Source organism: uncultured Campylobacter sp., from assembly GCF_938017615.1.
Classification (GTDB): Bacteria; Campylobacterota; Campylobacteria; order Campylobacterales; family Campylobacteraceae; genus Campylobacter_B.
In genome coordinates, this window is record NZ_CALIJA010000209.1 from 1 (window position 1) to 4942 (window position 4942).

Sequence of the window (4942 nt, forward strand, 5' to 3'; positions counted from 1 at the left end):
GGATTTCGCTTAAAAAGCTCTCCCACAATCGCATAAATTTAAAATTTTAATGCCGCGCAGTGTCCTAGCCGCGTATTAAATTTAAGTATCACGCGCTGATTGGCTTACGTTTTGCAGCACGGCACACCGCAACAGCGCTATGAAAAATACGCGACAAAGCATTGGGCGCGCTTTGAAATTTTAAAATTTCAAAACTAAAATTCCACCCCATCGCGCAGCTTTGCGCGCCGTTCGTACCGCCTAGCGATCAAGCTCTTTTAAAATTTCTGTCCGCGCCGCCTCGCGATCAAGCCTCTTTAAAATTTTATGACGCTTTCCGCCCTCGACCGATCCGCTAAATACGAAAGCAAGATTGAAAAGTGCCGATTGCGCAATGCTTGCAATCGAGATCACTGATCGTGCGATACTTACGACCGATCGCCGCGCCTACCTCGCAAAGCCGCCCTTTTTCGGACCGCCCTTGCCGTGGCAGTCTTTGTATTTTTTGCCGCTGCCGCAAGGGCAAGGATCGTTTCGCTTAGGCTTTTTGTCGCCGAACTCATCGGAGCCCTTTAGCTGCGCCTCATTCGTGCTTGCAGCGGCGAGTTCTTTGGCGTTTGAGCTCTCCATGCACTCCTGCATCGCACGCTGCTCGGCTTCTATCTCCTCCCTAGATTTAAACTGGATCGAATGCAGCAAGCGGATGCTATCGGATTTGAGGCGCATTACAAGCTCCATAAAGAGATTGTAGCTCTCCTTTTTATACTCCGTAAGCGGGTCTTTGTGGTTGTAGCCGCGAAGTCCGATGCCCGCTTTTAGGATATCCATCTGATACAAATGCTCCCGCCAGTCGCGATCGACGATCTGTAGATAAAGCATCTTTTCGATACTTTTGCGCTGCTGCGGATCGATCGGCGCCATCTTGTTTTCATACGAAACGGCAAGCGCGCCGATGATCTTTTCCTTCAGCTCTTTGAAATCATCGACCTTTTCAAGTTCGCTGTTTTCGAGCACCTCGCCCGTTTCTTGAGCGATTTTAGCGACGATCGGGAATTTATCGACCTCTTTGATATTTGCGCCGTCGAAAATTTCAAGCTCCTCAAGCACGCTAGAGATATACTCCTCGCGGTTTTGGATGATTTTATCTTTCAGATCGTAGTCGGGATCCAAAAGCTCGTTGCGATATTTATAGATCGTCTTGCGCTGCTCGTTTGCGACGTCGTCGTATTCTAGGATGTTTTTACGCGCTTCAAAATGCAAGCTCTCGACCTTTTTCTGCGCGTTCTCTACTGCGCGCGAAACCATGCCTGATTCGATATGTTCGCCGTCTTTTAAACCCAAGCGATCCATGATATTTTTGATCTTATCGCTGCCAAAAATTCTAAGCAGATTATCCTCCAAGCTTAAGAAAAACCTACTCTCGCCCGGATCACCTTGGCGTCCGCTTCGACCGCGGAGCTGATTATCAATGCGGCGACTTTCGTGACGCTCGGTACCTAAAATATACAGCCCGCCCAAAGCGCGCACTTCATCGTCTATGCGGATATCCACGCCACGTCCCGCCATATTCGTAGCGATCGTTACGGCACCCTTTACGCCTGCGTCTTTGATGATCTGCGCTTCACGCTCGTGATTTTTGGCGTTTAACACGGAGTGCGCGATGTTTTCTTTGACCAAAAGCTCGTGCAGCTTCTCACTCTTTTCGATCGACGCCGTACCCACTAGTACGGGCTGGCCTTTGGAATTTAGCCGCTTGATCTCGCTAATGACGGCGTCAAATTTTTCGCGCTCGGTTTTGTATATAAGGTCGTTTTGATCCTTTCTGATGACCGGTACGTTTGTAGGGATCGAGACCACTTCGAGCTTGTAAATTTGAGAAAATTCCGTCGCTTCCGTCTGCGCCGTACCCGTCATACCGGCGAGCTTTTCGTAAAGGCGGAAGTAGTTTTGAAAGGTAATGTCGGCAAGAGTTTGGCTCTCCTCCTGGATTTGCACGCCCTCTTTAGCTTCAAGAGCCTGATGGAGCCCTTCGCTGAATCTGCGCCCCTCGCTAAGACGACCCGTAAATTCATCCACGATTATGACCTGCCCGTCGCGCACGACGTAGTGTACATCCTTTTCAAATAGATAATTTGCTTTAAGCGCTTGATCAAGGTAGTGGCTAAGCACGGCATTTTCAAGGCTATAGAGGTTATCGACGCCAAAAAGCTTCTCGGCTTTTGAAATTCCCGCTTCGGTAATCAAAACGGCGCGATTTTTCTCATCTACGGTAAAATCACCCGTAGCTTTGCCTTTTGGATCGGCTGGCGCCTCGCCGCGGATCATTTGGCGAGCTACTTCGTCGGCTTTGATATAGCCGTCCAGGGTGCGGTTCGTAGGACCTGAAATGATTAGCGGCGTTCGTGCTTCGTCGATTAGGATACTATCGACCTCGTCGACGATTACGAAATGATGCCCACGCTGCACCTTTTCATCCGCACTAAATTTCATATTATCGCGCAGGTAGTCAAAGCCGAACTCGTTGTTTGTGCCGTAGGTGATGTCGCAAGCGTATGCGGCTTTGCGCTTGGCGTCGTCGTATTCGCCGCCTACGATCACTCCGGTGCTAAGTCCTAAAAATTCATATAGCTCGCCCATTTGCGCAGCATCGCGCTTGGCTAGGTAGTCGTTTACGGTTACGACATGCACACCCTTGCCCTCCATCGCATTTAGCACTACTGCCAAGGTCGCTACGAGGGTCTTTCCTTCGCCCGTTTTCATTTCGGCAATCGCGCCGTCGTTTAGCACCAAACCGCCTATTAGCTGAACGTCAAAGTGGCGCATATTTAGCACTCTTTTGCCCGCCTCTCGCACGATAGCAAATACTTCATTAAGCACGTCATCCGTGCTCTTTTCGCCCGCGCGAACTTGCGCTCTTAACGCTTCAAATTCCGCCTTAAGCGCCGCATCGTCCATCGACGCGTAGTTTTCTTCGAGCGCACTGATCTGCGCTGCGCGCTTGGCGTATTGTTTGACGATCCTATCGTTTTTAGTACCGAAAATCCCGTGGATGACCTTTTTAAACATCTCAAACCTTAGTTTTAAAATTTTAACCGCGCATATTAACATATTTTTAGTTTCTATTTAATTAAATCCTAGAAAAACGGCTATAATACGCGCAAATTTCCAAAAATAAAGGTCAAATTTATGAAAAAAACTCTTATTTCTTTAGCGGCAAGCTGCATTTTTGCATTCGCAAGCGGGATAGAATTCAACACTCTGAGCGCAAATTTTTCGCAAACCGTGCAGAGCGACGATGCGAAAATCAGCTACGGCGGCGATTTTAGCGCCACAAAAGAGCACGCCGTGTGGCATTATAAGACCCCTACGATAAAAAATATCTTTTTTAGCTTCACAAAGGTCGTCGTAATCGAGCCCGAACTCGAGCAGGCCATCGTCACGAATATCAAAGAAACTCCAAATTTAACCGCGATCCTAGCGAACGCAAAGCCCAATAAAAACGGCGTTTATGAGGCGAGCTTCGACGACGTAAAATATCTCATCGATATGAAAGAAGGTCTGCCGAGTAAGATCAGCTATACCGATAAAATGGACAATAAAGTCGTCATAAATCTAAGCAATGTCCGCAAAAACGCGCCGGTAAACGATGCGATCTTCAAGCCCGCAATCCCGAAAAACTACGACATCATCACGCAGTAGGCGCGTGTGAGGCTACTTTTCGTCTGTCACGGCAACATCTGTCGCTCGCCGATGGCGCAGTCCGTGATGCAAAATTTCATTAATCAAAGTGGTCTAAGTGCGCACGTGGGCCTGGATTCTGCGGCGACGCACACCGACGAGATCGGCTCGCCGCCCTATTACGAAACGCAGCGCGTGCTAAAAGAGCAAAAGGTGCCGCTCGTAGTGCATCGTGCCGTGCAGGTCACGCCCGCAGACTACGAGCGCTACGATCTGATACTTTGCATGGATGATGAAAATATGCGCTCGCTGGGGCGAATTTTTCGCGGTAAGGATATGGCTAAGGTAAAATTTCTTTTGGAATTTGCAGGGGAAAATTTTACAGACTGCGATGCGCGAAATTTCAAAGGCTCAGCAAAGCAAATCGGCTTAAATTTAAAAGGCGCCGGTTCAAATTTAACCCATCCCGAACACCTACAAATCGCCGATCCATACTACACGCGCGATTTTGAGCGCTGCTACGCAGATATCAAGCGCGGCTGCGAGGGACTCTTGCGATACATTAAAAATTCAGACGGAATTTGCTAAAATCCGCATATTTTAAAAATTTGTAAGGATAATGAGTGAACGTGATTAGTCTTTTTAGTGGCTGCGGAGGGCTTGATTTGGGCTTTTATAAAGCAGGTTTCAAAATACCTGTAGCGAATGAATTTGATGCGACGATTTGGAATACTTTTAGCGCAAACCATCCGCATACTCATCTTATACGAAGCGATATACGTAACATCACAAGTCACGAAATAGCGGAGTTTATAGACGGAGATATTGATGGCATTATTGGCGGTCCACCTTGTCAATCGTGGTCTGAAGCGGGTGCTCTAAAAGGAATAGATGACGCACGCGGACGATTATTTTTTGATTATATTAGAATTTTAAAAGATCCAAAGCCCAAATTCTTTTTAGCCGAAAACGTCAGTGGTATGCTTTCGCGTAGGCATTTTGGCGCGGTAAAAAATATATTAGAGTTATTTAAAAATGCAGGCTATGACGTAACATTAAATCTTGCAAATGCTAAAAATTATGCAACCGCGCAGGAAAGGAAACGTGTATTTTATATAGGCTTTAGAAAAGATTTAAATATGAATTTCAGTTTCCCGAAAGGATCTACGCAAGATGATAATAAAAAACTAACGCTAAGAGACGCAATTTGGGATTTACAATTTACTGCTGTTCCAGCTGCGGCAAAAAATAAGCATAATGAAAAAGCTATAAATAATAATGAATA

General features: G+C 46.9%; 4 protein-coding genes. 3 read left to right on the forward strand and 1 reads right to left on the reverse strand.

All coding sequences use genetic code 11. From position 1 onward, the window contains the following. Nucleotides 1-426: 426 nt before the first annotated feature. Entirely contained in the window at nt 427-3045 is a 2619-nt protein-coding gene (gene secA / locus Q0620_RS10580; protein WP_298785103.1) for a preprotein translocase subunit SecA, read from the reverse strand. A 120-nt stretch (nt 3046-3165) separates the two neighbouring features. On the opposite strand from secA, the gene lolA reads away from it, so the two are divergent. From lolA to dcm, 3 genes are all read left to right on the forward strand, one after another. After that, nucleotides 3166-3678 carry a LolA-like outer membrane lipoprotein chaperone gene (gene lolA, locus Q0620_RS10585; protein ID WP_298785106.1) on the forward strand — a complete coding sequence of 171 codons (513 nt, stop codon included), beginning with the start codon at nt 3166-3168 and terminating at the stop codon, nt 3676-3678. 6 nt (nt 3679-3684) lie between these two features. Then, the gene (locus Q0620_RS10590) at nt 3685-4245 is read left to right on the forward strand and encodes a low molecular weight protein-tyrosine-phosphatase (RefSeq protein WP_298785108.1); all 561 of its coding nucleotides are present in this window, start codon (nt 3685-3687) and stop codon (nt 4243-4245) included. Nucleotides 4246-4280: 35 nt separating this feature from the next. Next, on the forward strand, nt 4281-4942 hold a 662-nt coding region (gene dcm / locus Q0620_RS10595; RefSeq protein ID WP_298785110.1), incomplete at its 3' end, for a DNA (cytosine-5-)-methyltransferase.